Origin of the sequence: Pseudoalteromonas sp. ESRF-bin5, assembly GCF_002632075.1 — a bacterium.
Lineage (GTDB): Bacteria > Pseudomonadota > Gammaproteobacteria > Enterobacterales > Alteromonadaceae > Pseudoalteromonas > Pseudoalteromonas marina.
In genome coordinates this window covers 1-1721 of the sequence record NZ_NTLW01000015.1, presented here as the reverse complement: position 1 = coordinate 1721, position 1721 = coordinate 1, and the positions used below count along the sequence as shown (strand labels likewise).

At 37.4% G+C, this 1721-nt stretch carries 2 protein-coding genes; both read right to left on the bottom strand.

Features of this window, described 5'->3' with window-relative positions; translation table 11 throughout:
- A partial coding sequence (locus BCG07_RS00165; RefSeq protein WP_286887925.1) for an RNA degradosome polyphosphate kinase occupies positions 1-1235 on the bottom strand: 1235 nt, incomplete at its 3' end.
- A 94-nt stretch (positions 1236-1329) separates the two neighbouring features.
- The coding region (locus BCG07_RS00160; protein WP_286887923.1) for a glycine cleavage system transcriptional repressor at positions 1330-1721 on the bottom strand (392 nt) is incomplete at its 5' end.

The following is a 1721-nucleotide window of genomic DNA, read 5'->3' as shown; positions in this document are numbered from 1 at the left end:
TCATCAAAGCGTGCTTTAAGCTCAACCATTACCGTGACACTTTTGCCATTTTTAGCGGCATTGATGAGTAAAGAAATAAGCCGAGACTTACTCGCCACTCGATAAATATTTACTTTAATCTGCGTCACCATAGGATCAAATGCGGCTTGGCGAACATACTCCAGTAAATGATTAAATGTGTGATATGGGTAGTAGAGCAGTATGTCTTGCTCGCTTATTGCGTCAAATACGCTGCTGTGTTTGTTAAAAGCTGTGCTTTGTATTGCTGGAAGTGGTTTGTTTTCAAGGTATTGACGACCTACATTAGGAAAAGCAATAAAATCTCTAAAGTTACGGTATCGACCCGCAGGTATCAGTGCATCATGATGACTCACGTTTAAACGTTTTTTCATCACTTTTAACATACTTTCTGGCATGCTCTCGTCGTAAACAAGGCGCACAGGCTCTGCATAAATACGTTGTTTAAGACCCTTAGACATTTTATCGAGCAGTCCTTCTTCTAGCTCATCGTCTAAATTGTATTCTGCATCTCGTGTGAGTTTTATTGCATGACCTTGAATTTTATCAAAGTGAAAAAAGTTACTAAAAACATCATTTAAGAAGTAAGAAATAACGTCATCAAGCATAACAATGGTTTTACGACGACGTGTCTTTTCAGGCGGTAATATAATAAAACGGGGTACTCGGTCTGTGGGGACTTCAAGCATAGCGTAGTGGCTTTTTTCGTCACTCATTTCAATAAACAAGTAAGTCATTGTGTCGTTTATATAGTCTGAGTAATCTTTATTTTCATTAAGTAAAATGGGTGATATATGCTGTAAAACCTTGTCATGAAAATACGCTTTAAGCCAATTAAGATGAAAGTCTGTTAATTTTTCGGGGCGATCTACATGGATATTATGAGTGGTTAAATCGTTTAAAATTTGTTGGTGTATTAGGTTAAATTTTTTGCCTAGCTGCAAAACTTTTTGTTGAATTTGGCTTAATAAAGCTTCGTCTTCTTCAAAATTAGCATCGGGAAGTTTGTTTAATAAAATACGGCGTTTAACGTCGGCAACACGTACCCTAAAAAATTCATCAAGGTTATTAGAAAAAATCCCCAAAAACCGCATGCGTTCAATTATTGGATTATTTTTGTCTTTAGCCTCTTGTAGAACGCGCTCGTTGAATGACAGCCAACTAAGCTCTTTAGCAAAGTATTCAACGGTTTGAGTATGTTCTATGTGGGCATTCATATTATATTCCATTATCTAACGCTGAGTTAAATATAGAACAATTTAATGACATTAAAATGACATGCGTGTCACTTGTATGACACGCAATAAAAAATTATGCTTCTTCTGTGTCTACTATTAAGTCGCTGGTTATTGACTCAAGCGCATCAATTACTTCGTCTTTATCCATTCCGTTAGGTAAGGTAACGGTTGCAACAGCGCTAAAAATAGGGACTCCCCAATTAGGTGCGCTTTGTTGTCTAGAATTTAAATGAGTAATACTTGCTCCTTTATGTCGTATTACGCTCGCGAGCTCTTGGACAATACCAGGGCGATCGTTTCCTGTGATCACTAAATTGATTTGTTCACGTGGTGAAGGTTCAATTTCAGTATTGCCAGCTTCAATACGCACTTCAAGTTTTGGTAAAGCGGTAAGCGCGTTTTGCAGTTCCTGAAAATGCTCTTCAGCAACTTCTAACTGAATAATCCCTGCAAAATGACCTAATA